At 38.1% G+C, this 26419-nt stretch carries 21 protein-coding genes; 11 read left to right on the top strand and 10 right to left on the bottom strand.

What is annotated here, in order from left to right; translation table 11 throughout:
- Positions 1-4: 4 nt before the first annotated feature.
- From JEP40_RS14685 to ppsR, 9 genes are all read right to left on the bottom strand, one after another.
- Positions 5-799 carry a heme ABC transporter ATP-binding protein gene (locus JEP40_RS14685; protein ID WP_198624132.1) on the bottom strand — a complete coding sequence of 265 codons (795 nt, stop codon included), beginning with the start codon at positions 797-799 and terminating at the stop codon, positions 5-7.
- Positions 796-1800 carry a FecCD family ABC transporter permease gene (locus JEP40_RS14680; protein ID WP_198624131.1) on the bottom strand — a complete coding sequence of 335 codons (1005 nt, stop codon included), beginning with the start codon at positions 1798-1800 and terminating at the stop codon, positions 796-798. The genes JEP40_RS14685 and JEP40_RS14680 overlap by 4 nt, the downstream gene beginning before the upstream one ends.
- A complete protein-coding gene (locus tag JEP40_RS14675) occupies positions 1800-2615 on the bottom strand; it encodes a heme/hemin ABC transporter substrate-binding protein (RefSeq protein WP_198624130.1) in 816 nt (271 codons plus the stop codon). The genes JEP40_RS14680 and JEP40_RS14675 overlap by 1 nt, the downstream gene beginning before the upstream one ends.
- Positions 2616-2630: 15 nt before the next feature.
- Positions 2631-3680: a hemin-degrading factor gene (locus JEP40_RS14670; RefSeq protein WP_198624129.1), complete on the bottom strand. Its 1050-nt coding sequence runs from the start codon at positions 3678-3680 to the stop codon at positions 2631-2633.
- 39 nt (positions 3681-3719) lie between these two features.
- Entirely contained in the window at positions 3720-5747 is a 2028-nt protein-coding gene (locus JEP40_RS14665) for a TonB-dependent hemoglobin/transferrin/lactoferrin family receptor (RefSeq protein WP_198624128.1), read from the bottom strand.
- A 70-nt stretch (positions 5748-5817) separates the two neighbouring features.
- Entirely contained in the window at positions 5818-8001 is a 2184-nt protein-coding gene (locus JEP40_RS14660; protein ID WP_198624127.1) for a TonB-dependent receptor domain-containing protein, read from the bottom strand.
- Between the two features lie 81 nt (positions 8002-8082).
- A complete protein-coding gene (gene hemP / locus JEP40_RS14655; RefSeq protein ID WP_420094341.1) occupies positions 8083-8244 on the bottom strand; it encodes a hemin uptake protein HemP in 162 nt (53 codons plus the stop codon).
- A 270-nt stretch (positions 8245-8514) separates the two neighbouring features.
- The gene (locus tag JEP40_RS14650) at positions 8515-9561 is read right to left on the bottom strand and encodes a 3-deoxy-7-phosphoheptulonate synthase (RefSeq protein ID WP_198624125.1); all 1047 of its coding nucleotides are present in this window, start codon (positions 9559-9561) and stop codon (positions 8515-8517) included.
- Positions 9562-9681: 120 nt separating this feature from the next.
- Positions 9682-10548 carry a pyruvate, water dikinase regulatory protein gene (gene ppsR, locus JEP40_RS14645; protein ID WP_198624124.1) on the bottom strand — a complete coding sequence of 289 codons (867 nt, stop codon included), beginning with the start codon at positions 10546-10548 and terminating at the stop codon, positions 9682-9684.
- A gap of 218 nt (positions 10549-10766) precedes the next feature.
- Here ppsR and ppsA point away from each other — a divergent pair, with 218 nt between their 5' ends.
- Positions 10767-13139: a phosphoenolpyruvate synthase gene (gene ppsA, locus JEP40_RS14640; protein ID WP_072070330.1), complete on the top strand. Its 2373-nt coding sequence runs from the start codon at positions 10767-10769 to the stop codon at positions 13137-13139.
- 453 nt (positions 13140-13592) lie between these two features.
- Here the strand turns inward: ppsA and ydiK are convergent, their stop codons facing one another.
- Complete coding sequence (gene ydiK, locus JEP40_RS14635; RefSeq protein WP_198624123.1) at positions 13593-14705, bottom strand: AI-2E family transporter YdiK; 1113 nt, start codon at positions 14703-14705, stop codon at positions 13593-13595.
- A 216-nt stretch (positions 14706-14921) separates the two neighbouring features.
- Between ydiK and JEP40_RS14630 the strand changes: the two genes are divergently transcribed.
- The 10 genes from JEP40_RS14630 (at position 14922) to JEP40_RS14585 (ending at position 26298) form a co-directional block, all read left to right on the top strand.
- Positions 14922-17978, top strand: coding sequence for an FAD-binding and (Fe-S)-binding domain-containing protein (locus JEP40_RS14630; RefSeq protein WP_198624122.1), 3057 nt, complete (start codon positions 14922-14924; stop codon positions 17976-17978).
- Positions 17975-18388: a 1,4-dihydroxy-2-naphthoyl-CoA hydrolase gene (gene menI, locus JEP40_RS14625; protein ID WP_198624121.1), complete on the top strand. Its 414-nt coding sequence runs from the start codon at positions 17975-17977 to the stop codon at positions 18386-18388. The genes JEP40_RS14630 and menI overlap by 4 nt, the downstream gene beginning before the upstream one ends.
- Positions 18389-18561: 173 nt before the next feature.
- Entirely contained in the window at positions 18562-19182 is a 621-nt protein-coding gene (locus JEP40_RS14620; RefSeq protein ID WP_198624120.1) for a hypothetical protein, read from the top strand.
- 417 nt (positions 19183-19599) lie between these two features.
- Complete coding sequence (gene sufA, locus JEP40_RS14615) at positions 19600-19968, top strand: Fe-S cluster assembly scaffold SufA (RefSeq protein ID WP_198624119.1); 369 nt, start codon at positions 19600-19602, stop codon at positions 19966-19968.
- A 17-nt stretch (positions 19969-19985) separates the two neighbouring features.
- Complete coding sequence (gene sufB, locus JEP40_RS14610) at positions 19986-21488, top strand: Fe-S cluster assembly protein SufB (RefSeq protein ID WP_198624118.1); 1503 nt, start codon at positions 19986-19988, stop codon at positions 21486-21488.
- A 44-nt stretch (positions 21489-21532) separates the two neighbouring features.
- A complete protein-coding gene (gene sufC / locus JEP40_RS14605; protein WP_198624117.1) occupies positions 21533-22279 on the top strand; it encodes a Fe-S cluster assembly ATPase SufC in 747 nt (248 codons plus the stop codon).
- Positions 22254-23561 (top strand): Fe-S cluster assembly protein SufD, encoded by a 1308-nt coding sequence (sufD, locus tag JEP40_RS14600; protein WP_198624116.1) that lies wholly within the window; start codon positions 22254-22256, stop codon positions 23559-23561. Before sufC ends, sufD begins: the two co-directional genes overlap by 26 nt.
- A gap of 11 nt (positions 23562-23572) precedes the next feature.
- Positions 23573-24811 carry a cysteine desulfurase SufS gene (gene sufS / locus JEP40_RS14595; protein WP_198624115.1) on the top strand — a complete coding sequence of 413 codons (1239 nt, stop codon included), beginning with the start codon at positions 23573-23575 and terminating at the stop codon, positions 24809-24811.
- A 23-nt stretch (positions 24812-24834) separates the two neighbouring features.
- Positions 24835-25263 carry a cysteine desulfuration protein SufE gene (gene sufE / locus JEP40_RS14590; protein ID WP_198624114.1) on the top strand — a complete coding sequence of 143 codons (429 nt, stop codon included), beginning with the start codon at positions 24835-24837 and terminating at the stop codon, positions 25261-25263.
- A 117-nt stretch (positions 25264-25380) separates the two neighbouring features.
- Positions 25381-26298, top strand: a complete 918-nt coding sequence (locus JEP40_RS14585; RefSeq protein ID WP_198624113.1) for a L,D-transpeptidase family protein — start codon at positions 25381-25383, stop codon at positions 26296-26298.
- Positions 26299-26419 lie beyond the last annotated feature (121 nt).

The following is a 26419-nucleotide window of genomic DNA, read 5'->3' as shown; positions in this document are numbered from 1 at the left end:
TAACTTAAGGGCGAAGAAAAACTTGTGGGTACGAATGCTCAGGATGAGTATCGACACTCACATCTGCACCATACCATTTTTGGATATTTTCTGTTGTGAGGACATCGTGTGGAGTACCTTCACAAACTAATTTTCCTTGATGCAATAATAAAATTCTATCGGCATAAAGTGAGGCCAAATTAAGGTCGTGTAGAACGCAACAAACCATAAGATGTTGTGTTTTTGCTAATTGTTTTAATAAACGTAAGCTGTGTTGCTGATGATAAAGATCAAGTGCTGAAGTCGGCTCATCGAGGAATAATACGGCTTCTTGTGGTGTAGGATGCCATAATTGAGCTAATACTCTGGCAAGTTGTACTCGTTGTTGTTCACCACCTGATAATTGACGATAGTCTCTGTCCTTAAATTTTAAACAATCTGTTTGTAGTAGAGCTGTTTCGATAGCTATTTTTTTATGTTGTTGCCCATGAGGGGTCCTTCCCATTGCAACCACTTCTTCTACAGAAAAAGAAAATGAGAGTTGGCTATTCTGGCGCATAACAGCACGGTTTTGTGCTAATTGTTGGCTATTCCATTGCGAATAGGTCTTTTGTTTAAAATAGCACTCACCTTGTGTTGGTGTCGTATAACCTGTCAATAAGCGTAGTAATGATGATTTTCCTGCACCATTAGGTCCAATTATAGTGACTAACTCTCCGGCATTAAGTGAAAGAGACACATTATCAATAATGGTTTTTTCACCAATTTGATACGTCAAATTATTTCCATAGAGCAACGAAGTGTTTTGTTTTTGAATCATGACATCCTTCCCGCGGGTTGTCGTAAGATAAGCCAAAGGAAATAAGGGCCCCCAATTAATCCTGTAATGAGCCCTACAGGGATTTCTGCTGGAGATACCAGTGTTCTTGATAATGTATCAGCGGCGAGTAACAGTGTTGCACCACCTAAAATGGTGGCAGGTAATAACCATACGTGATTACTGCCAATGCGCATGCGAATAAGATGTGGAACCACAAGTCCAATAAATCCAATGACACCACTGAGTGCGACAGCACAACCAATTAAGATGGCACTAAGGAGTAATAAAATAAATTTTGTTCGTCTTACGTTTAATCCTAAATAGTGCGCTTCTTCATCACCAAGTTGTAACAGGTTTAATTTATGGCTTTGCCAACAGGCTAAAAGACTGACTGGAATGATCACAAGCGTTGCAATCGATAAGGTTTTCCAGTCAATTTGACTTAATGAACCCATCATCCACAGAGAAAACTGGCGTAATTGTTGATCTGTACTGATATAACTTAAGACACCAATAAAGGACATACAAAGTGCATTGATAGCGATCCCCGCAAGTAATAATCTTGCTAAATTACCATCACTTAACTGATGTAGTGAGAAGATGATCATTGCCACAATTAAGCCGCCAACAAAGGCGGCAATGATATGGCTGTAAAATGCGAATACGGGTGAAAAAGAGAAGGGCAGTATAATCACGATAGCAACCATTAGTGCCGCACCGCTACTTATACCAAGCAATCCAGGATCAGCTAATGAATTTCTAAATAATCCCTGCATGATCGCACCTGATATCGCTAATGCGCCACCGACAAGAATAGCCAATAGCACACGAGGTAAACGTATATCAAGCCAAACTTGCCACTCCATATCATCAAAAGAGCTATTCCATAATGTATGAAATGATAGTGCCAGTGCACCGCTATTCACAGAAATTAATGTAACCATGGTGAGTAAAAAGAGTAAAACTAAAATACTCATCCACGGTGAACGAAAACGAGACATTATTGCTCCAATGCTTGACGGATTTGATGCATTACTTCAGGTGTTGAAAGCGTAAAACCTAACAATCCCATATCATCGACGACGACATAATGTTTATTTTTACCTGCAGGTGTGTACTTTATACCAGGTAAATTCCACAGTTTTTCAATACCACCAATGCCTTTAATACCTTCTTTAGTCACCAGCAAAATATCAGGTTGGCTTGCAATGACACCTTCTTGAGAAAGGGGGCGATAACTTGTAAAACCTTGCATTGCATTTTTACCTCCAACTAGTGAAATAATGGTATCTGCTGCGGTATTTTGACCTGCGGCCATAGGAACAACACCACCATGACTCATGATATAAATGACTTTTTTATCTATAGGTGTTGTGGGTATCCGGCTAATAGATAGGATGAGTTTTTCTTTTAGCTGATTACCTTCTTTTTGTTTATTTAAAATAGTGGCAATGGTGTCTATTTTTTCATTAATGGCTTCTAATGAGTGTGTACCTGTAATTGTTTTAACAGCTATACCCGCTTCTTTTATTCGGCGTAGTGCCAAAGAAGGGCGAGCTAATTCGCTGGTAATAATTAATGTTGGTTTGACAGATAAGATGCCTTCAGGATTTAGCATTCGCATATAACCCACATCAGGGAGTGTTTTCACTTGTTCTGGGACTAAACTAGTGCTGTCTCTTGCAATAATTTGTTCACCCGAACCTAACGCGAAAACGATCTCTGTGACATCACCGCCAATAGTGACAATACGCTCGTTGGCGGAACTGACAAACGACATGACGCTACACAGGATCAAAAGAAGCCATTTTTTCATTAACTCATTCTCCGGTTAGGCTATTTTGGCAAGGGTATTAACTTGCTCGCGCCATTGTTGTTGCTCTGCAGTGCCTTCAGTACGTTGTCCATAAAGTTGGGCAATCTGTTGGCCTTTGCTATCAAAGATTTCAAGACTGGTGACAAAACCATCCTGAGTTGGTTTACGAGTGATCCAGCTTTCAGCAATCTCACTTTCAATTAAATGAAGTGTAAATGCAGGATTGAAAACATTAATCCAAATTTGATCGCTATTCTCAAATTGATGAGGAACTAAACGGTCAATCTGACCCGTAAAGATTTGCACACAACCACGACTTCCGACAAAAATCATGATCTCATTTTGTGCTTCTTTAGCGAGGGTTAATAAGGTTTTTAGTGCACTGTTATCGACTTGATAAGCAAGGTCGTCGGCAACGGCTTTAAAGGCTTGTTGACGACTCAAATTATTTTCTTTTAGTAGTTTGAAAAATTGGTGAACATCGGTCATTGAACGCCATTGTTGTTCAAGTTGCTCTGCCAATTCATGACTAACAGGTGTTTTTGAATAAGGTTCGATAGGGGTAATGTCGAGAGCAGGATTTTCCTCCGATAAGAATGATTGGTTTAACGCATCCCATTCATCCATATTGGTATTGTCGGTTGCATAGACTTTATGTAATGCATCGCCATGCATATCAAAAAACTGAATGCTATAACGAGTTCCTTTTGAGGTTTCTTCTGCGAGTGCAAAAATGCTAGACCAATAAGCGAAGAAAAAGCGTAAATCCATTGCACGAGGATTTAAAATCAAACCTGCGTGATCGTTAAAGCGTGCATTAGTGTACTCACCAAGATGTTCGTGAACGGCGATATCGTTACGAGTAATGGCTTTGACTTCACCCACTTTACTTAAGGCTTTTAATAATTCTTGTACATCGTTACGTAAGCGTTTTGCATCATGTCCTACGCGTGCATGTGTTAATTCGGCTTCACTTACATTTAAGTAGGCGGCTAGATCACGAGCATAAGGTGCTTTTTTATCCGCTTTTGCTTGCAGGTAGCTCTCATAAAGAGGTTTATTCACAGAAACTCCTATTGTATCTATCGTTGATTTTATTGTTAATTACCATTGATAACTCACAAGTACTTTTGCATTACGGCCTTCTTGAGGAATACCAGCAGAAGAATAATAAGTTTTATCAAATGCGTTACCCAGTACAAATGAAGTTGTTAGCCCCTTTAAGGAGGCGTTACCTTCATAACGAAGGTAAAAATCATTGATGCCATAACCTGCTTGTTGGCGATTGGTAGGGCGATTAAAACGGTCATGTTTGGTAAAATCCGTTTTTTTGGTAAATTGACCGACCCAACCTACAGAAAAATCTGTGCTTGGAACTGGAACATCAAAGCGACTGGTTAATGTATCTGGCTCAATTGAAGTAATTGAGGCATTTGTGGCATTATCTTTTCCTTTGGTGTGGTTATACGCTATGTCCCAATTAAAGAATTTAGATTGGTAGCTCATAGAAACATCCCACCCCCAAATAGTTGCTCTTGGAATATTTGTTGATTGTGTATATCCCTGAAAAATAGCGACATCTGCATCAATATAATCTTTTGCACGAGTATTGAAATGGGCAGCTTTGATTTTCAGATTATCATTATTAGATAATAAGTCGTCGAATTGAAAACCAAATCCGTATTCGGTGGTTGAATTGGTTTCAGGCTTTAAATTAGGGTTAGGGCGCCAATAGTTTGTTGGTGCCCCAGGGAATGGCGCATCGAAGTGCTTAGCATCGTTATACATTTCGCCTAAAGAGGGGGCTCTAAACGCTTGTGAATAAGAGGTATAAAGCATTGACCAATCAGTAGGTGTGATGCTGATGGCTCCTTTGGATGACCATTTATCAGCGGTAATATCATCATAACGATTGTTTTGACTTTTATATTTATCAAAACGGGTTCCTAAAATTAAGGAGACAGGCAAATCACGTAAAGTGACTTCATCTTGAACCCAGCCTGACATAAAACGGATATCGGCTTGTGGGAAGCTTTCTGTATTTTGACTTGGTGATTGCTTCTGTTTATAGACTTCACCACCATAAGTAAGTCCATGCGATGCAAAGCTATTCACCCCCACTTGAGAGCGATTTTCAAGTTTTACGCCATACGTTTTTTGCTCTCGACCTTCAAATCCTTTTTGTGCTGTTTTGGCGTTGATATCAATTTCACTGTAATAAGCTTGTGTTTTTAGATTAACCCATTGTAAATCCGAAGGATTATATTGATAGATTAACTGTGCATCTTTTTGTGTCGTTGTTCGGTCAGTTTCCACATTTGCCAGTGTGGGATTTTCAGCAACTTGAGGGTTTTTAGGTTGATGAGCATCATTATGGTAATAGCGGAATTGGCCACTTAAAGTATTGCTATCATCAATAAGCCAACGCCCTTTAGAGAGTAGGTTAATAATGGTTTCATCATTTTGAGCACGATAACCTCCACCGTAACGAGTATCACCTTTATCACGAGCCGATAATGCAACGAGACCATCAAGGTTTTCGTGTTTACCAAAAGCAGTAACACCTAAACCTTGGCTATGTTGCGCTGTATTACCAAGGCCGGTGACTCGCACACCACCTTGTTCGTTTTTTGAAAGTAGGTCGCTTGCATCAACAGTATCGTAAGCAATAACACCGCCAAGTGCTCCACTACCATACAACAATGCAGAAGGACCCCGAACCACTTCAACTTGCTTTATAAGAAGAGGGTCAATAAAAACACTGTCAATATGGCCAGTATCTGTTCCTTGACGTACACCATCTACAAGTGTCAATATTCCATTTTTACTGTATCCACGCATACTGATGGTTTCACCATTAGTACGACCTGCACCTGAAATAGAAATTCCGGGGACATGACGAAGTAGTTCAGAAGCACTGCCTGCGGTTTCTGACAACGCATTGTTATTTTTAATAACAGTTGACATCATGGGTAACGTAAAACTATCACGCTCATTACCAGTCGCATAAACGGTAAGTACTTCTGTTTTTTTCTCCTCGCTAGTTTGTGTTTTCTCTTGTGCTGATACACAAGCAGAAGAAACAGCAATAGCCAGTAAACTAAACTTAATCAATAGGGGGGACTGAGACATGCAGATGGATCTCCGTTATTTTAATGGGCTGTTAAAACAGCCCTTTGTTATATAAATCATTGCTCCTCATCTACCAGCGATAACTGACGGACATTTTTATATTTCTGCCTTCTTGCGGTACGCCCATTGCCGAGAAATATTCTCGATTAAAGGCATTAGCCAATACCACAGCAGCTTGAATATCTTTATTTTTTTGTGATTGATAACTAATTGAAAAATCGTGAATACCATAACCACTGTGTTGTTGAATTAACTCCTGCAGACGATTAGTGGCTTTCCCTTTCACATGGGGAGCTTGTCCCTTATGAGTTCCTTTATTTGCCGTTGCGCTAGCAAACTTCCCAGCCCAGCCTAATGAAAATGGTGTTTGGGCAATAGGTAAATCAATAAAAGCAGTGAGTATTTCTGGGCGAACAGGAGAAATCGTTTCATGAGTGGTTAACTCAAGAGTATGAGTACGGTTATAATTTACGCCCAGGGCAATCAATGGATGTGAATAACGTAGACTAAGGTCGATACCTTCAATAATGGCTTGAGAAATATTAATTGCTTGTAAATGAAGCTTTTTAGTTAATATACGCGCATCCCAAGTACCATAAGTAATATAGTCGGTGGCTTTGGTATCAAAATAAGAGGCATTAAACGCAAGCGTATCATTTTGCATTAATAGTTGGTTAAATGTGAGTTTTCCACCATATTCCCAAATGCGATTTTTTTCAGGGCGAAGATTAGGATTCGGGATCCAAAATGCCTTTATTGAGCTACCGAAAAAAGTGGGAATAGAAAAATGAAGCGAATCATTAAACATCTCATTAAGCGTCGGGACTCTGATATTAGTTGAATAAGAGGCATAGAGTTGCAACCAGTGTGTTGGTGTAAATGTTAGTGCAACATTTTTACTAATATCGCTCTCACTTGCTTGATGAAAATCAGGTTTATTTTTTTTGAAAAAATCTAAAAGCGAATTTAATTCGCTTTGTGGTTTATTTTTATAATAGTGGTGACGTAAACCTGCAGTTAAGGTTAACGGTAAAATAGGTGTTGAAATTTGGCTTTCTAGCCAATTACCAACATAAATCGTTTTAGCGAGTGGGAAATTTTTAGCATTTTGATTAGAAACCATTTTTTGCTGATAAGCTTCACTTCCCAGCGTAATTTTTTGATTTAATTGTCCTGAATAGAAAAACTGTGAAGTATTCTCAAGTTTTAATCCATAAGTGAATTGCGTACGATCTTCATCTCTACCGATTTTTCCTTGCTCATTGCGTCGGCGTTGAATATCAGACAGTGAAGTATCGGTGAGAAATTTTTGATCAATATTAAACTGGGTATAATACAAATGGCTGGTTAAATTAACCCAAGCATTTGTTTCAGGCTCATAATGATAAGTGACAGAATAATTTTGTTGTTCTGATTTACGTTCTACGTGGTTACTTTCATTCTTGCCAAAACCTCCCATTCGATGCAGGACTTCTCTTTGTCTACCATTATTATTATAGTGTCGAGCTGAAAAAATAAATGTTTGGCTTTCAGTTGGATAGATATAAGCTTTGGCTAAGAAGCTTTTAACATATTCGTGGTTTTCCATCTTTTCACCATTTGCTAGGCGAATAGGACCACGTTGGCGTTGGCTATAAGCAAATACTCCTTCTGCAATATCATGTCTTGCTGCAATAACGCCACCATAAGTGAAATGACGATCGGCTGATGATATTGTACTAAATAATTTTGCACCTAATTTTTTACCTGTGCTTAATATTGATTGTGGATCAAGCGTATTAAACGCAACTACACCCCCCATAGCACCTTCACCATGTAATATGGATGAGCCTCCGTGTTTAACATCAATACGTTTAATTAAAGCGGGATCAATAAAAATCCCCCCTAAGTTATTGATGGTGTTTTCTAGTGGTTGCTGGATCCCATCCACGAGAATTTTCACTCCCTTCTGGTCATAACCCCGCATTAAAATATTGCTACCATTTGTCACTCCGGTGCCTGTTAAGGTGACACCTGCAACGTCTTTTAGCATTTCACCAGAGGTTGATGCGGTTTGTTTTTTCGCAGAATCTACGTTAATAACAGAATGAAAATCGGTGATTTTATTGTCTTGATAGCCGACAACCGTGAGTGTTCCCTTATCACTGTTGTCGTGATGTGCAGAGGCAAAAGGGGAATACAACAGACAAAGTGCTGTTGCTATACCTGAATATTTGAAATGTTTTTTCAGCATACACATACCATAAATGTCCATAAAAAGTCCTTGTATATGGAGTTATTTAGCTGGCTGCCTAGCTGAACTGATAGGTGGCTTGCGAGTTATTGTCAAAAATGATTATTTAGTCAGGATAAGCTTTCCTGCTTTAGTTTGACGTAGTTGATACAACTCTCCGTTATGTTGAATGTAAACCACACCGTTTTTGTCCAATAATTCAACACTATTAATAGATTGAACCATTGAAGAATGAGAGTTCTGCTTAACTAATGAACTATCCAAATTATTAGCTTTTTTATTCATAATACACTAAGAGTAATAAGCGTTATCATTATGATAATCATTATCGTTAACAAATGTGTTTAGACAAGCTTTTTTTAACGTAAACAGGTAAATTTAAGTCATATTGTGAGTGATAAAGCGGTATGTGATGAAATTTAAAACAAAGGAATAAAAGAGGCTTATCTTTTTACCAAAAAATAAGAACAATACAGAATGAATATAAAAGGGAAATAATAGGGGATAGGATTATCCCCTTAAGAAGTCAATTTATTAAAACCGACTTTCAACGGCTTGTGCTAATAATTCAAGCAATTGCTCGGTATCATTCCAACTTAAACATGGGTCAGTAATAGATTGTCCATAAACAAGCGGTTTTTCTGGCAATACTTTTTGTGAACCTTCTTGTAAAAAGCTTTCAGCCATCACGCCAACAATTGCTTGTGAGCCATCTTTAATTTGTTGACTGACATTGCGAGCCACTTCTAATTGGCGACGATGGATCTTTTCGCAATTGCCATGACTAAAATCGATAATAAGATACTCAGGTAAATCCACTTGTTTTAGTGCATCAATAGCATCTGCAATATCGCTTGCATGATAATTTGGTTTTTTACCACCTCGCATAATAATGTGGCCATAAGGATTACCGCTAGTTTGGTAAATCGTCATTCGACCATTTTTGTCAGGTGATAAGAAAGTGTGACCAACGCGAGAAGCACGAATTGCATCAATAGCAATACGGGTATTACCATCCGTACCATTTTTAAAGCCCACAGGGCAAGAAAGTGCTGATGCCATTTCACGATGAACCTGGCTTTCTGTGGTTCTTGCTCCGATAGCGCCCCAGCTAATCAAATCAGCAATATACTGACCCGTTACCATATCAAGGAACTCGGTTGCAGTTGGTAAACCTAATGTATTTATCTCAATTAATAATTTTCTTGCAAGGCGGATACCTTCATTGACATTGCAAGAATTATCAAGATAAGGATCAGAAATTAAGCCTTTCCAACCAATAACAGTACGTGGTTTTTCAAAGTAGGTTCTCATAACGATTTCTAAGCGGTCATGATAACGTTCTTTTTGCTGGTTAAGTTTCGTGGCGTACTCTTTGGCTGCTTTGGGGTCATGAATAGAACAAGGGCCCACAATCACTAAAAGTCGTTTGTCTTCACCAGTAAGGATAGCCTCAATTCGTTTACGTGCTGATGTGATATTTTGGATTATCTCATCAGAAATGGGGAACTCTTTTGCTAAGGTTTCTGGTGTTACCAGACTGTCTAAAGCCTTAGTCCGTAGTTCGTCTGTTTTTAACATAATTCATCTCAATAAATATACAGGGTAAGTCTACCCAGTGATTAAGATCACAATAAACGAAATTCAGCTAATTTCAACAGCGTTGTCAGAGAAAAACCAATAAAAAAATGTGGTTAAGACTTAGAACATTCTTCTCGCTAATCCCATGGAATCAATTACCTTGGTTGAAATTTCTTCAACAGAATAATTTGTGGTATTGAGATAAGGAATATTGTTTTTTCTAAAAAGGGCTTCCACTTCTGCTAATTCGATTCTACATTGGCGAATTGATGCATAACGGCTATTCTCACGACGTTCACCACGAATAGCAGCAAGGCGTTCTGGTGCAATAGTTAAACCAAATAATTTATGTTGATACTCTTTTAATTCAGCAGGGAGTTTTAAGAAATCCATATCATCAGCAGTAAATGGATAATTGGCTGCTTGAATACCAAATTGCATGGCTAAATAGAGGCTGGTGGGTGTTTTACCACAACGAGAAACACCAATTAAGATAACTTGTGCTTGATCGAGATTACGTAATGATATTCCATCATCGTGAGAAAGCGTGTATTCAATAGCTGCAATACGGGCGTCATATTTACTAAGATTTTTCTCTGTTAGTCCGTGCGTTTTATTTAATTTAGGTGAGGCTTGAATACCCATTTCTTTTTCAAGCGGTAATACGAGAGATTGTACAATATCCTGACAAAAACCTTCACTGCTATTTATTACCTGTTTAACTTCAGGGCTAATAATAGAATAAAAAACAAGGGGCTTAGCGCCACTCTTTTTATAAATCTCAGAGATTTTCTGTTTTATTTCTTCAGCTCTTTCTACAGTAGAAACAAAAGGTAATGTATAACTTTTCATTCTTAGTGGAAATTGAGAAAGTACAGCGTGACCTAAAACTTCTGCTGTAATAGCTGTACCATCAGAGATAAAAAAGACTGTTCTATCAATGGGTTCATTATTATCACAATTAATAGAATTTAAGCTTAATATCATAACGCTCACCTTTTTTTAGCTGAATTAGCGAATCAAACAACATTATCTATAGCATTTTTAGTGATTATAAAGGATAAAAAAATAAAGTTTTCTGGTTGATCGATTCACCTTTCTATATTCACTATAACATTGTGATACGCTTATTTAAGTTGTCGTTTTGGCAGCGGGTTTTTCTTTTTTTTTCTCTCTCATAATTGTTTAAAAAAGGATTGTTCTCAATGTCCAGCAATAGCCTCACCCCGTGCAATGTACTTTGGTATAACCAATTAGGTATGAATGACGTTGATCGTGTTGGTGGGAAAAATGCTTCCCTCGGTGAAATGATCACAAACCTCGCGGAACTGGGTGTTTCTGTTCCTAATGGGTTTGCTACCACAGCGCAAGCGTTTAATGATTTTCTGGAACAGAGTGGTATCAATCAGCGAATTTATGAATTACTTGATAGCGTTGATGTTGACGATGTTAATCAACTGGCTCAAGCAGGTAATCAAATTCGCCAGTGGGTAATTGATACACCTTTTACGCCTCAGTTTGAAAAAGATATTCGTGATGCTTATCTCACATTAAGTGAAGGTGAATCAGAAGCTTCTTTTGCCGTTCGTTCATCAGCAACCGCAGAAGATATGCCTGATGCTTCTTTTGCGGGCCAACAAGAGACGTTTTTAAACGTTCAAGGTATTGATGCCATTCTCGTTGCAATTAAACACGTATTTGCTTCGTTATTTAATGACCGAGCAATTTCTTATCGTGTCCATCAAGGCTACGATCACCGTGGTGTTGCATTATCTGCGGGTGTTCAACGTATGGTGCGTTCTGATCTTGCTTCTTCAGGTGTGATGTTTACCATCGATACTGAATCAGGTTTCGATCAAGTTGTCTTTATTACATCAGCTTATGGTTTAGGTGAAATGGTTGTTCAGGGTGCGGTAAACCCTGATGAATTTTATGTACACAAGCCAACTTTAGCAAAAGGCCTGCCTTCAATTGTCCGTCGCAACTTAGGTTCTAAAAAGATCCAAATGGTTTACGCAGACAGTGTTGAGCATGGCAAACAAGTACGCATTGAAGATACGCCAGAATCACTGCGCAATCGTTTCTCTTTGACGGATAATGAAGTTCAAGAGTTGGCAAAACAAGCCGTATTGATTGAACGCCACTATGGTCGTCCAATGGATATTGAGTGGGCTAAAGATGGGCATAATGGTCGTTTGTACATTGTGCAAGCTCGACCTGAAACCGTTCGATCTAACCAACAAGTGATGGAACGCTATCAGTTAAATGAAAGTGGATCTGTCATCATTGAAGGTCGTGCTATTGGTCATCGTATTGGTACCGGCACAGTTAAAGTTATCCATAATTTAAATGAGATGGATAGAATTGAAGCGGGTGATGTACTGGTTACTGACATGACAGATCCAGATTGGGAACCTATTATGAAAAAGGCCTCTGCGATTGTGACAAATCGTGGCGGTAGAACATGTCATGCTGCGATTATTGCTCGTGAATTAGGTATTCCTGCTGTTGTGGGTTGTGGTGATGCCACTGAGTGTATTACAGAGGGCCAAGTCGTTACGGTTTCTTGTGCAGAAGGTGATACGGGTTTTGTCTATGATGGCAAGCTGGATTTTTCTATTCAGAGCTCCGCAATCGATAACATGCCTGAACTTGATCTGAAAATCATGATGAACGTCGGTAATCCTGATCGTGCATTTGATTTTGCTGGATTACCAAATGACGGTGTGGGTCTTGCGCGTTTAGAATTTATCATTAACCGTATGATTGGTGTCCATCCTCGCGCATTATTAGAGTATGACGATCAAAGCGAAGCGTTAAAAGCTGAAATTAATGAGATGATGGCTGGCTATGAATCTCCTGTTGAATATTACATTAGTAAATTAACAGAAGGGATTGCGACATTAGCGGCAGCATTTTGGCCTAAACGTGTGATTGTTCGTTTGTCTGACTTTAAATCTAATGAATATGCCAATTTAGTTGGTGGCGATCGTTATGAGCCAGATGAAGAGAACCCAATGTTAGGATTCCGCGGTGCTGGTCGTTATGTATCTGATGATTTCCGTCGTTGTTTTGCGCTTGAGTGTGAAGCAGTGAAACGTGTTCGTAACGATATGGGGTTAGATAATGTGGAAGTGATGATCCCATTTGTTCGTACGGTACGCCAAGCTGAAGAAGTTATCGAAGAATTAGCTGCAAATGGTTTAAAACGTGGTGAAAATGGCTTAAAAGTGATTATGATGTGTGAAATTCCATCAAATGCATTATTAGCAGATCAATTCTTAGCGCATTTTGACGGTTTCTCTATCGGCTCTAATGATATGACCCAATTAACATTAGGTCTTGACCGAGATTCAGGTGTGGTTTCTTCGTTGTTTGATGAGCGTAATGACGCGGTAAAAGCGCTGTTATCAATGGCGATTCAAGCGGCTAAACGTAACGGTAAATATGTGGGTATTTGTGGTCAGGGACCTTCTGATCATGAAGATTTCGCACAATGGTTAATGGAAGAAGGGATTGATAGTTTATCTTTAAATCCAGATACTGTAATTAAAACTTGGGTGAAATTAGCACAATAAAATTAATATAAATGTTATAAATTAAAGCTCACAAAATAATGTGAGCTTTTTTTATACAATTATTAAATAATAGGCAAAAAAAAAGCCTATCATGGGCTGACAGGCAAAGACTACACACAGCAATATTTTATATTCTTTAATTCCGCCAATTATTCTATTAATATGAAAGGCGGAACCATTAATTCGGTGAAACATTTGTTTCGTTGATATTTATATTAAGAGAAATGTGTTAATTATGCTCTAAGAATTATCTCAATAAAAATAATATTGGTCTATTTCAAAGTGAATATAACTAGCTGGTAACAAACAGGTTTAAAAAAATGTAATTTGTTTCAAATTGTAAGTTTGAATATAAAAATATAATAATTCATTCCTAAATTGATAATCTTTATTAAACTTTAGTCTATTATTTTTAGAGCATGTAAGTAGCTACACTTACACGCTCATTATTATTTATTCTTTTTCAATAAAGTTTTTATTCATAAATTCTACAGTTTCAGTTAGATCAGGATTAGGCTTTGGTACTTCATTTATCCATGCATTTAATAAACTATGAGCAACAGCAAGAACAACAGGGCCAATAAATAATCCAATCATACCTAATGTCAAAATGCCGCCAATAACTCCCGTTAGAATTAATACCATCGGTAAATCAGCCCCCATTTTGATTAAATATGGGCGTAATACACCATCCATTGTTGCCACAGCGCCTCCCCAAATCACCATGACAATGCCCCAAGTTGTATCTCCAGTCCAAAATAACCATAGAATAGAAGGGATCAGCACTAATAAAGGGCCTATTTGAGCAAGACAACAAATGAACATGACAACGGTAAGTACTGTGGCATAAGGTACCCCCGATATTGCAAGACCAATACCACCGACAATCGCTTGAATTAAGGCGGTTAATACCACACCTAGAGCAACGGCACGAATAGACATTGATGCTAGTAAAATAGCTGCATCACCACGTTGACCTGCTAAGCGAATAGCAAAATGACGTAACCAAGCAACAACGTTCTCACCTTGTAAAAACAGTAGGCCAGAAAATAACAACATCACACCTAAATGCAAAGCAAATCGACCGATATTTAAGGCTTGAGCAAAAAACCAGTTTGCGGCTTGCCCAACATAAGGTTGAATTTTGGTGATTAACGCATTGCCACCAGAAACGAGAATAGAGTGCCATGTATCATAAAGCTTGCTTCCTATCATCGGGATATCATTAAGCCATAATAATTGAGGAGGCTGAATATTCGAAGGTGATTTGGCTAACTCAATTAGTGGAGCACTATTATCAATAACACTACTAATTAACAAGATAATAGGAATAACAAAGATCAGTAATATCAAGATCATCATTATCATGGTAGATAGCCAACGATATTTTACTCGTTTTTCAATAATGAGTAGTAAAGGCCATGTGGCAACAACAATCATTCCAGCCCAAATAAAACCCACAATAAAGGGATTAAGTATCCAAAAACTGGCGATAATAAAAAAAGAAATAAAAAGAACAGTGAATAAAACTTTGGGTATATCTGTATGGATCTGCGGTTTTTCCATGGTTTTAAATCCCTACACGAATAAAAATGCTAGAAGCAGATGAATAAACATTGCAAATATCACGTTGTTTATATCACTACGCAATTTGCCAGAATTGTATGATAAGGTGAACAGGTATCGGTCTGAAAGTACAAAATGAGGCAAAGTACCTCTTAGCATACATTTCAATATCAAAAATTAAGCAATGTGGACTATTAGATTAAAGAGCTATAACAAATGATCCCACGTATATCGCAAGCACCGCAAGTTAGTGAACTCACAACAGAATTTCTTGATACTCTTCGAAAAAATGGTTTCACCGGTGATATCTCCAGTAGTTATGCTGATAGACTCACTATGGCAACAGATAATAGTATTTACCAGTTATTGCCACAGGCGGTGGTTTTTCCTCGCTCAACGGCTGACGTAACTATTGTTGCACGCCTGGTCGATGAACCCAAATTTCACTCGCTTTCTTTGACACCAAGAGGCGGAGGTACCGGAACCAATGGACAGGCATTGACTGATGGTATAGTGGTCGATTTATCTCGTTATATGAAACGTATTATAGAGATAAACCCAGAAGAACGTTGGGTTAAAGTTGAAGCGGGTGTGATAAAAGATGAGCTCAATCTGTTTTTAAAACCCTATGGTTTTTTTTTCGCACCAGAGCTTTCTACCAGTAACCGAGCCACATTAGGTGGGATGATTAACACCGATGCCTCAGGGCAAGGTTCTATGGTTTACGGTAAAACCTCTGATCATGTCCTTGGTGTTAGAGCCGTCTTGTTAGGGGGGGAACTTCTTGAAACCCGAGCCATGGATACGGCATTAGCTGAGAATATTGCACAAGAAGGTTCTGCTATCGGGAAAGTTTATCAAACTGTTTTATCCCGATGCAAAGAGCAACGAAAACTTATTCTTGAAAAATTCCCTAAATTAAACCGCTTTTTAACGGGATATGATTTGCGCCATGTTTTTAGTGATGACATGAAACGTTTTGATTTAACGCGAATTTTAACCGGTTCAGAGGGTACACTGGCTTTTATTACTGAAGCAACATTGGATATCACGCCAATTCCTAAACAACGCAGTTTAGTGAATGTAAAATATGACTCTTTTGATTCTGCATTGCGTAACGCACCTTTTTTAGTTAAAGCCAACGCACTTTCTGTTGAAACCGTTGATTCTAAAGTCTTGAATCTTGCTCGTGAAGATATTGTGTGGCATTCCGTTAAAGAATTGATCACCGATGTGCCAGACAAAGATATGCAAGGCCTCAATATCGTTGAATTTGCGGGTGATGATGAAGTATTAATTCATTCTCAAGTTACATCATTATGTCAACGTTTAGACTCATTAATGAAAGGGGGGCAAAGCGGTGTTATTGGTTATCAAGTATGTGATGATTTAGCGGATATTAACCGTATTTATGCCATGCGTAAAAAGGCGGTCGGTTTATTAGGTAATGCAAAAGGGCAAGCAAAGCCAATTCCTTTTGTGGAAGATACCTGTGTACCACCAGAGCATCTTGCTGATTATATTACAGAATTTAGAGCGTTACTTGACAGCCATCAACTCAATTATGGTATGTTTGGGCATGTCGATGCAGGTGTATTGCACGTAAGACCCGCACTTGATATGTGCGATCCACAACAAGAATTATTGATGAAATCTATTTCCGATGACATTGTCACGTTAACAGCCAAATATGGTGGGTTACTTTGGGGTGAACATGGAAAAGGCTTTAGAGCGCAATACAGCCCTGAATTTTTTGGTGAAACGCTCTATCACGAACTTCGTCAAATAAAAACGGTGTTCGATCCGCGAAATAGACTTAATCCTGGGAAAATCTGTCCTCCGTTAGAGGTTGATGAACCTATGAAACAAGTTGATACCATTAAACGAGGCACCTTTGATCGCACAATCCCTTTATCCGTCCGTCAAGATTTTAAAGGGGCTTTAGATTGTAATGGTAATGGGCTTTGCTTTAATTTTGATGCGAAAAGTCCAATGTGCCCTTCAATGAAAATTAGCGGGCAACGCATTCATTCACCTAAAGGGCGAGCAGCGCTTGTGAGAGAATGGCTGCGCTTATTAACAGAACAAGGTGTTAACCCAAAACTACTCGCATCTAGCCTAGAAAATAACAAGCCTAGCTTAAGAAGTTTGATTGAAAAAACACGTAATACATGGAAAGCAAAACGTGGCGAATATGATTTTTCACATGAAGTGAAAGCTGCTATGAATGGTTGTTTAGCTTGTAAAGCCTGTTCAACTCAGTGCCCGATTAAAATTGATGTACCGTCTTTTCGTTCTAAGTTTACTGAACTGTATCACCAGCGCTACTTACGGCCATTAAAAGACCATATTGTTTCGAATGTTGAACTAACAACCCCTATCATGGCAAAAGCGCCGAGATTCTTTAATTTCTTTATGAAGCAACCCTTGGTACAGTCATTAAGTAAACATACTATAGGTATGGTTGATTTACCGTTGCTGTCATCACCAACACTAAAACAGCAATTAGCAGGTCACCATGCTCTAGATATGACGTTAGAAGATTTAGAACGTTTATCTGATAAGCAACGAAGCCATTATGTGCTGGTGGTGCAAGATCCCTTTACCAGTTATTACGATGCGAAAGTAGTTGCAGACTTTATCAAGCTCATTGAAAAAATCGGGTTTAAACCTGTTTTACTGCCTTTTTCACCCAATGGAAAAGCACAACATATTAAAGGCTTTTTGCGGCAATTTAGTAAAACAGCACAAAAAACGTCAATTATGCTTAATCGTGTTGCAAAATTAGACATTCCAATGGTGGGAGTTGATCCTGCATTAGTGCTTTGTTATCGCGATGAATATCGTGAAATACTGGGTGATAAACGTGGGGATTTTAATGTTCAACTTGTTCATGAATGGCTAAATAAATTAGTGAGTGAACCAATAGCTGTTCGTGATGATGCTGAAAAATGGTATCTTTTCGGACATTGTACTGAAGTGACGGCACTACCACAAAGCATGAAACAGTGGCAGACAATTTTCCAACGTTATGGGCAACAACTCGAATTTGTAAGTACGGGATGTTGTGGAATGGCTGGTACTTATGGACATGAACTGAACAATTATGAAAACTCACTAGGCATTTACCAACTCTCATGGGGTAATGCACTAAAAACATTGCCAACAATGCGTTGCTTAAGCACGGGGTATTCGTGTCGTAGTCAAGTAAAACGTATTGATAATATTGAGCTTAAACACCCACTACAGGCGCTATTGGAGATTATGCCATGATATGGAAACGTGAAACGACAATCGAGCATCTTAATCATATTGGCCAAAACAATATGATGAGCCATTTAGGTATTGAATTAACGTGCCTCGGTGATGATTATCTTGAAGGAACAATGCCTGTTGATCATCGTACAAAACAACCTCTAGGTCTGTTGCATGGCGGTGCTTCTGTTGTTTTAGCTGAAACCCTAGGATCGGTTGCTGGGTATCTTTGCACCGAAGGGGAACAGAAAATTGTGGGTTTGGAAATTAACGCTAACCATATTCGTTCAGCAAGAGAAGGTAAGGTGAGAGGAATATGTAAACCTATTCATTTAGGTCGTTCTCACCAAGTGTGGTCAATAGAAATATTTGATGATGAAAATCGGCAAGTGTGTATTTCAAGATTAACCACATCGGTTATTTCTTAAGAAAGTAAAAGATTAAACGCACAAAGTGAAATACTCGCTTTGTGCGTTTTTTATGTTTATAGGTAATGAGAAAAAAGAATAAAAATAGAGAAGGAAAATAGAAATTATTCTTTATTTAGATTTTATTTTTAATGATAATCATTATCTTCATAATAAAAGAAAAGACGCTCACAATGTTAACTATTTCAAAATTCAACACAGCAGCATTATTAATTGCAGGTTTATTACTCACGGGATGTGATAATAATACCACCTCTAATACGAGTAATAATATAAGTAATATTCCAGTACAAACTGTTTCTGGTTTTAATATGAAGTATCCCTCTTCATTTTCAATGAGCAGAGAAAATACTGAAAATTATTTTAAAATATTGCCTGATAATGTTCAGGACGTCACAACAGAAATGATAGTTTATAAGTCAAAGCCTATTTGTGATTTGTCAGAAGTTCGTCTGGTTTATTTTAAAATGGCCGATGCAATGACTTACGACGTTGATGCCGGAGCACAAGGCATCATTGATAATATTGCGATAATTGATGGCATGAATGAAATTTTTACATCAATAAAACCATTAACCATTCCAAGTGTTGAAAGCCGACATGTCCTTTTTGAAGGAAATATGGCAAGAGAAAATGTGAGCTATGAGGGTGTCTTAGTGGCGGATCTTAGTACAAATCGTGTTTGGCAATTACAATTTATTAGTGCAATAAACAGTCAGTCGAATAAACAAAAATACAAACAAGTCATTGAATGTACAAGAGAACATATTCAAACTATTTCAATTAATAAATAAGTCCAGCAAACACACAATACAATAAGAAGTTACTCCATCAGTGGTGCTATCTTATCCTTCATGATCAGCATAAAAATGAAACGTATGTACTGTAAATACCATCGTATGGATACGCATTTTTATGCTTTTTTCTCTCGATTTCAGTGATAACATATAAAGTGTATTTATATTGCAACTTATATGCTTATTGTGCGAAATATAAGAAAAATTAAAAGTTTTATTTTTTATTATAAAAAAAGACAAAAGTGATATATAACATAGCGTTAAAAACAAAACTTAACAAATTTAACGCAATAATGGAACAAAAAGTATACATTTGCATAATATCCTTTCAAAAGACATGGTTGAAGTGATAAGGGTTATCATTACCATTAGTGTCAGGAAAGATATCAATCTCCTTTCGAAATGAGGTCAGAAATGACAAACAACGTTGAAACTTTTTCTCTTAACGACACAGCTTGGCAAGGCATTGTACTGACGGATAATGCAGCAAAACATATTTGCCATTTAGTTGAGAAAAACCCTGAAAAACAGGGGCTTTCCTTAAATATCAAACCCTCTGGTTGTACTGGGTATGGTTATGTTATTGAACTCGCCGCAGGCCCTAATGAAGATGATATTGTGTATGAACATAATGGCGCAAAACTGTTTGTTTCATTGAAAGCAATGCCATTCATCGATGGGCTTGTTGTTGATTATGTTCGTGAAGGACTTAATCAAATGTTTAAATTTAATAATCCTAAAGCTCAAAACGTCTGCGGATGTGGTGAGAGCTTTGGGGTATAACATAGTGAAGTCAGATTATGTCTCAGAGCAATGTTGAAATTGGTGATGAAGTTCAGGGATGGCTAAGTGATCACCACTATAAAGAAGGTTTTTATACTGATATATCAACCGACACCTTAGAAAAAGGATTAAATGAAGCGGTTGTACGTGCAATATCAGCTAAAAGAAACGAACCAGAGTGGATGCTGGAATTTCGTTTAGATGCTTATCGCCATTGGCTAGAAATGGAAGAGCCACATTGGCTAAAAGCAGATTATCCATCGCTTAATTATCAAGATTATAGCTATTATTCTGCACCTTCTTGTAGTTCATGTTGTGCTAACGGCAGTTGTGCTGGAGGTACAAATGAAGCAGTAACCAATGATAAACAAGTTGCGCAAGATTATTTAACTAAAGAAGTTGAAGATGCTTTTAACCAACTGGGCGTACCTGTAAGAGAAGGGCAAGCGGTTGCAGTTGATGCAATTTTTGACTCAGTTTCAGTTTCAACAACCTATCGTGAAGAGCTTGCGGAACACGGCATTATTTTCTGCTCATTTAGCGAAGCTATTCAAGAATATCCTGATTTAGTACGTCAATATTTAGGTACCGTTGTATCAAGCCATGATAACTACTTTGCCGCACTGAATGCCGCTGTCGCGTCTGATGGAACTTTTGTCTATATTCCCAAAGGGGTACGTTGCCCAATGGAGTTGTCGACTTATTTCCGTATCAATGCGGCTCAAACAGGTCAATTTGAACGAACTATTCTGGTCGCAGATGAAGGCAGTTATGTCAGTTATATCGAAGGTTGTTCAGCACCCGTTCGTGATAGTTATCAACTTCACGCAGCTGTGGTTGAAGTCATTATCCATAAAGATGCCGAAGTAAAATATTCTACTGTACAAAACTGGTTCTCTGGTGGCGATAGTGAAGGGGGCATTCTTAACTTTGTAACTAAGCGTGCCATCTGTGAAGGTGAAAACGCCAAGATGTCATGGACGCAGTCAGAAACGGGGTCTGCAATCACGTGGAAATATCCAAGTGTGATTTTAAAAGGGGATAATTCTACTGCTGAATTTTTCTCGGTTGCTCTAACTAATGGCAATCAACAAGCAGATACTGGTACTAAAATGATCCATATTGGCAAAAATACCAAATCAACCATTATCTCTAAAGGTATTTCAGCGGGTAAAAGTCAAAATAGTTACCGTGGACTTGTGAAAGTTCTTCCTGGCGCAAAAAATGCCCGTAATTTCACACAATGTGATTCGATGTTAATTGGTACGCAATGTGGTGCACATACTTTCCCATATGTTGAGGTAATGAATAACTCAGCACAGCTTGAACACGAAGCGACAACGTCACGTATTGGTGAAGATCAACTGTTTTATTGTCGTCAACGTGGATTAAGTGAAGATGATGCAATCTCAATGATTGTAAACGGATTTTGTAAAGACGTGTTCTCAGAATTACCGCTGGAATTTGCTGTAGAAGCACAAAAATTATTAGCAATCAGCTTAGAACATAGCGTTGGTTAAGCATTAACCAAATTCTGAGTGTAACGATACCGAAGGCATATATTATGTTAGATATTAAAAATTTACATGTCAGTGTTGAAGGCAATGAAATCCTGAAAGGACTAGATTTGCAAGTTCGTGCAGGTGAAGTTCATGCGATTATGGGGCCAAATGGTTCAGGTAAAAGTACCTTATCTGCAACACTTGCTGGCCGTGAAGAATATGAAGTAGATGAAGGTTCTATCACTTTTAAAAATAAAGATTTATTAGAACTAGAACCTGAAGATCGCGCAGGTGAAGGCATTTTTATGGCATTTCAATACCCAGTTGAAATACCCGGTGTCAGTAATCAGTTTTTCTTACAATCTTCAGTAAATGCGGTAAGAGAATATCGTGGTCTAGAGCCATTAGATCGCTTTGATTTTGAAGATTTTATTGAAGATAAAATCAAATTATTGGATATGCCTCAAGATTTGTTAACACGTTCTGTTAACGTGGGATTCTCAGGTGGTGAGAAAAAACGTAACGATATTTTGCAAATGGCTGCACTAGAGCCTGAGTTATGCATTTTAGATGAAACTGACTCAGGCCTTGATATTGACGCATTAAAAATCGTGTCTAATGGTGTTAATAGCCTACGTGATGGCAAACGTGCGTTTATTGTTGTAACACACTATCAACGTATTCTTGATTATATTAAACCTGATTTTGTACACGTCCTTTATCAGGGAAAAATCATTAAATCCGGTGATTTTTCATTGGCGCAAAAATTGGAGGAACAAGGTTATGGCTGGCTTATTGACCCTCAATGAAAAGCGTGAAAAACAGCGCCAAGTTGAATTACGTAATCAACAAGCATTAAAAACATTTTCTGCGTTATATCATCAACGTAAAGGTGACGATAACCTCAACGCTCGTAATCATTGGTTGCAAGTTGAGAAAATAGGTTTCCCTATTTATCGCCATGAAGATTGGCACTATACACCATTAGATGAGACATTAAGCCAAAGCTATCAACAGTTGCCACCTTTTGATGTGCAAAGTTTAATTACTAAACATGCTTTAGCGCTTGATTGCTATCGTGTTGTGATGGTGAATGGTACGTTTTCACCAACAGAAAGTAGTAAAGAATTTGGCCCTTATCAAGTGACCTTACTTGATAATCAGAGCGAATTACCTGAAGCCGTCAACGGTGAAATTTTTCTGCATTTAGTTGAAAGTTTGGCGCCACATCCTTTGCTTATTACACTGAAAAACGGTGTTATTGCGGATAAACCGCTTTATATCCTTAGTATTACACAAGGTGAACATGGTGCAGAGGTGAATAACGCGAATTACCGTTTTCATCTTGATGTGGGTGCTAATACACAAATGCAGATAATTGAGCACTATATCAGCAGTAATAATGAAAATCGCCACTTTACAGGTGCAAGACTAACAGCAACGATTGGTGATAATGCCTCTTTTAGCCATATCAAATTAAGTTTTGAAAATGCAGAAAGCCAGCATTTTGCACATAACGATTTGACAATCGGCCGTGATGCTCGAGTTAATAGTTATGCTTTCTTATTGGGCGCTAAACTCAGCCGACATCACACTAGCTCTGCGCTAAAAGGTGAAAATACAGAGCTTTCGATGAATAGCGTTGTATTACCTAAAGCCGGTGAAATTGCTGATACTCGTACTTGGTTGGTTCATGGTGAGAAAAATTGCCAAAGTCGCCAACTGCATAAAAGTATTGCAATGGACGCGGGAAAAGCCGTATTTAACGGTATGATCACTGTTACACCACAAGCACTAAAAACAGATGGTCAAATGACTAATAACAATCTGTTGCTGGGTGATAAAGCGCAAATTGATACTAAACCGCAGCTTGAAATTTATGCTGATGATGTGAAATGTAGTCATGGCGCTACTGTGGGTAGAATTGATGATGAACAGTTGTTTTATTTGCGCTCACGCGGAATTTCTTTAAGTGATGCCCGTAAAATGATCATTCATGCATTTGCTGCTGAATTAACTGAATCACTAGAAAATAGTGTGATTAAATCGCTTGTATTAGACAGAATTAATCAGCGCTTATTAGAGGTATAAAATAAGGCATTATGACGCATTCCATTGAAAAAGCGCGAGATGACTTTCCAATCCTTTCACAACAAGTGAAAGGAAAATCACTGGTCTACCTCGACAGTGCCGCAAGTGCTCAAAAACCGGCTTGTGTCATTGAACATGAAAAACAATTTGCTTTAACACAATATGCCGCGGTTCATCGCGGCATTCATACGTTAAGTGCAAATGCGACAACGTTAGTTGAAAATGTCCGTAAAAAAGCCTGTGATTTTTTAGGTGCCAATAGCGAAGAAGAGATTGTTTTTGTTAAAGGAACAACGGAAGGGATCAACCTAATTGCGAATGTTTATAGCCAACGATTTTTAAATGATGGTGACAATATCATCATCACAGAAATGGAACATCATGCGAATATTGTTCCGTGGTATATGCTGGCAAAACAGTATGGTTTTCATGTCCGTATTTTACCGTTATTACATGATGGTACGCTGGACCTAAGTCAGTTACCTAGTTTAATTGATGAACGAACAAAATTACTTAGTATTACTCATCAATCAAATGTATTCGGTACAGTGAACCCTATTGCACAAATTATTTATGATGCTCGCCAATATGCTTATCAACATGGTGGTGAATTACATGTTTTAGTTGATGGTGCGCAAAGTGCAATGCATCAATCCATTAATGTTTTACAACTCGATTGCGACTTTTTTGTTTGTAGTGCTCATAAGCTTTATGGGCCAACAGGAATTGGTTTGTTGTACGGTAAAAAAACAGTGCTCGATGAATTGCCACCTTGGGAAGGCGGTGGTGCAATGATAAAACATGTCCATATCAATGGTGATATTACCTATGCGGATGCGCCTTGGCGTTTTGAAGCAGGTACACCTAATATTATGGGGATGATTGGCTTAGGTGCAGCATTAGATTATCTTTCAAATTTAGGCATGAACAATATTGCGGAATATGAAAATAGTATAATGAAGTATGCACAAGAGCAGCTACAAAAAGTAAAATCATTAACGCTGTATGGCAATGATTCTCGCCAAGGTGTGATAGCCTTTAATTTAGGTAAACATCACGCGTATGACGTGGGTGCTTTTCTTGATAATTATGGTATTGCGATCCGTACTGGGCACCATTGTGCAATGCCAATTATGGATTATTATCAGGTTCCTGCAATGTGTCGCGCATCTCTTGGGTTGTATACCAATAAAAACGATATAGATACACTGGTTAATGCGCTATTGCGTGTCGAAATGCTATTAGGTTAAAGATTAAAACAAAGAGGTTATTCATGGCAGTTGCTAATTTGCCAGATGAAGCAAAATTATTACGCAATTTCTCCCGTTGTCAGGATTGGGAACAACGTTATCTTTATATGATGGAGCTAGGTGAGCGTCTTCCTCCTCTAACAGATAAACAACGTATTTCAGCTAACTTTATTGAAGGTTGCCAAAGCCAAGTTTGGATCGCGGTTTCTCTTAATGAGAATAAACAACTTATCCTTGCTGGTGATAGCGATGCAAGTATTGTTAAAGGGCTAGTAGCCTTGGTTATTATCTTATTTCAAGGTAAAACAGTTGAGCAAGCTTTAGCGACGGATGTAAAACATTACTTCTCATCATTAGCACTGGAAAGTCACTTAACGCCATCTAGAACACAAGGTTTACATGCAATGGTGACGACGCTTATTAAGCGTTTTTCAGAATACACTGTGGCGTAAATGTTACCAGATCCCTCATTAATGATCTAAACTGACTAATTATATGAATAGCATAACAATGATAATGTTATCATCATAATAGTCAGTTTATTTTATTTCTAACACACGGGATAAACGATGAAAAAATGGTTAACTCTCTTGGGGGTATCGCTATTAGGGATGAGTAGTCACTTATCTTATGCTACAGAATACCTATTACCCGATGATGGTCAGCGTATTATTGGTGATAATCAATCTTACATTGTACCTGATGATAAGCGTTCACTAGAAGCGATAGCATCTGAATATCAAGTGGGATTGCTCAATATGATGGAGGCAAACCCAGGTATTGATCCTCTTTTACCCGATGCTGGTAAAACATTAACTATTCCACTGCAAATGATTTTACCAGACACTATGCGAAAAGGTATTGTTATCAATCTCGCCGAATTGCGCCTTTATTATTACCCCAAGGAAGGTGGCACAGTTGATGTTTATCCTATTGGTATTGGTCAATTAGGGCGTGAAACACCTGAAATGGTGACGTCCATTTCTCAACTTATAAAAGATCCCACCTGGACACCAACGACCAATATTCGCAAAAATTATGCTGCAAAAGGGATAACATTGCCCGCGGTTGTCCCTGCAGGCCCTGAAAACCCTATGGGAGCTTATGCTTTAAGATTGGCTCATAGCAGAGGGGAATACCTTATTCATGGTACTAACGCTGATTTTGGTATTGGTTTAAGAGTGAGCTCAGGCTGTATTCGTTTACGTCCAAATGATATTGAAACATTATTTAATGTGGTGCCGAAAGGAAGCCGAGTTCAGATTATTAATAAACCGATTAAATTTACTGAAACCACAGACGGTAGACAGTTTATTGAAGTGCATCAGCCACTATCACGCAATGAAGATGATGATCCACAAACCATGCCTTTTACATTCACGAAGCAATTTAATGCTTGGTATGAAAGTGGCAAAATCGATAAAGATAAAGTCGATGCAGAGCTTATTCGTCGCTCGGGGATACCTGTGGATGTGACGATTGATTAATTCCCCATAAACTTATAGAAAAAACAGATGCTTATAGGTATCTGTTTTTTTTATAGGGAGTTACCTTATATAAAAATAACTTAAAATTTGAGAAATTCGACAAGCTTCAAGAAAATCTAAA

Origin of the sequence: Proteus vulgaris (assembly GCF_016239305.1) — a bacterium.
Taxonomy (GTDB): Bacteria; Pseudomonadota; Gammaproteobacteria; order Enterobacterales; family Enterobacteriaceae; genus Proteus; species Proteus vulgaris_C.
This window is presented reverse-complemented; position numbering and strand designations above follow the sequence as displayed.

Bases quoted from the DNA above. Each gene is read 5' to 3' on its own strand.
- JEP40_RS14675 (WP_198624130.1), bottom strand. From the start codon at position 2,615: ATGAAAAAATGGCTTCTTTTGATCCTGTGTAGCGTCATGTCGTTTGTC.
- JEP40_RS14650 (WP_198624125.1), bottom strand. From the start codon at position 9,561: ATGTTAAAAACAGACGAACTACGGACTAAGGCTTTAGACAGTCTGGTA.
- JEP40_RS14660 (WP_198624127.1), bottom strand. From the start codon at position 8,001: ATGGACATTTATGGTATGTGTATGCTGAAAAAACATTTCAAATATTCA.
- sufB (WP_198624118.1), top strand. From the start codon at position 19,986: ATGTCTCAGAGCAATGTTGAAATTGGTGATGAAGTTCAGGGATGGCTA.
- sufD (WP_198624116.1), top strand. From the start codon at position 22,254: ATGGCTGGCTTATTGACCCTCAATGAAAAGCGTGAAAAACAGCGCCAA.
- sufC (WP_198624117.1), top strand. From the start codon at position 21,533: ATGTTAGATATTAAAAATTTACATGTCAGTGTTGAAGGCAATGAAATC.
- sufS (WP_198624115.1), top strand. From the start codon at position 23,573: ATGACGCATTCCATTGAAAAAGCGCGAGATGACTTTCCAATCCTTTCA.
- ppsA (WP_072070330.1), top strand. From the start codon at position 10,767: ATGTCCAGCAATAGCCTCACCCCGTGCAATGTACTTTGGTATAACCAA.
- ppsR (WP_198624124.1), bottom strand. From the start codon at position 10,548: ATGATATTAAGCTTAAATTCTATTAATTGTGATAATAATGAACCCATT.
- JEP40_RS14630 (WP_198624122.1), top strand. From the start codon at position 14,922: ATGATCCCACGTATATCGCAAGCACCGCAAGTTAGTGAACTCACAACA.
- JEP40_RS14620 (WP_198624120.1), top strand. From the start codon at position 18,562: ATGTTAACTATTTCAAAATTCAACACAGCAGCATTATTAATTGCAGGT.
- sufE (WP_198624114.1), top strand. From the start codon at position 24,835: ATGGCAGTTGCTAATTTGCCAGATGAAGCAAAATTATTACGCAATTTC.
- ydiK (WP_198624123.1), bottom strand. From the start codon at position 14,705: ATGGAAAAACCGCAGATCCATACAGATATACCCAAAGTTTTATTCACT.
- JEP40_RS14665 (WP_198624128.1), bottom strand. From the start codon at position 5,747: ATGTCTCAGTCCCCCCTATTGATTAAGTTTAGTTTACTGGCTATTGCT.
- sufA (WP_198624119.1), top strand. From the start codon at position 19,600: ATGACAAACAACGTTGAAACTTTTTCTCTTAACGACACAGCTTGGCAA.
- JEP40_RS14680 (WP_198624131.1), bottom strand. From the start codon at position 1,800: ATGTCTCGTTTTCGTTCACCGTGGATGAGTATTTTAGTTTTACTCTTT.
- JEP40_RS14585 (WP_198624113.1), top strand. From the start codon at position 25,381: ATGAAAAAATGGTTAACTCTCTTGGGGGTATCGCTATTAGGGATGAGT.
- menI (WP_198624121.1), top strand. From the start codon at position 17,975: ATGATATGGAAACGTGAAACGACAATCGAGCATCTTAATCATATTGGC.
- JEP40_RS14685 (WP_198624132.1), bottom strand. From the start codon at position 799: ATGATTCAAAAACAAAACACTTCGTTGCTCTATGGAAATAATTTGACG.